Origin of the sequence: Acinetobacter lwoffii, from assembly GCF_024129715.1 — a bacterium.
In the GTDB taxonomy this organism is placed as follows: domain Bacteria; phylum Pseudomonadota; class Gammaproteobacteria; order Pseudomonadales; family Moraxellaceae; genus Acinetobacter; species Acinetobacter lwoffii_U.
This window is the reverse complement of record NZ_JAMXXM010000080.1, coordinates 1-397: the sequence shown is the minus strand read 5'-3', so window position 1 is coordinate 397 and position 397 is coordinate 1. Positions and strand designations below refer to the sequence as shown.

Annotated in this window: 1 pseudogene; it reads right to left on the bottom strand. The window is 40.1% G+C overall.

Annotation, left to right across the window (positions count from 1 at the left end):
- Positions 1 to 314, bottom strand: a pseudogene (locus NI462_RS14985) (transposase); the annotation flags it as partial.
- Positions 315 to 397: the final 83 nt, after the last annotated feature.

Genomic DNA, 397 nt, shown 5'->3' with positions numbered 1-397 from the left:
CCGAGCTCCACTTGCATGTTGATGCACGCGTATGTAGCTTCCGTCAATGAATACCCATTCTTGATCCAAGACGCCTCGTAATCTAAAAAAAATTTATCCCATAATCCCTTACTTGCCCAGCGATTAAAGCGATTGTAAGCAGTTTGCCAAGGGCAAAATTCTTGAGGAATATCGCGCCATGTGGCGCCTGTGCGCAGTTTCCATAAGATGGCTTCCATGATATTTCTACTGTTTTTTGAACAGTAACAACCATGTAATCGCATAGTATCTTGAATTTGCTGCCAAATATCATCAGTGAGAAGAGTACGTGCCATTGAAAAAATATAGAAATGAAAAGAGCTTAAAGGAGGATTTTAAGTATTTAAAACCAATTCTTCAAATGAGGACACGCCCTAGT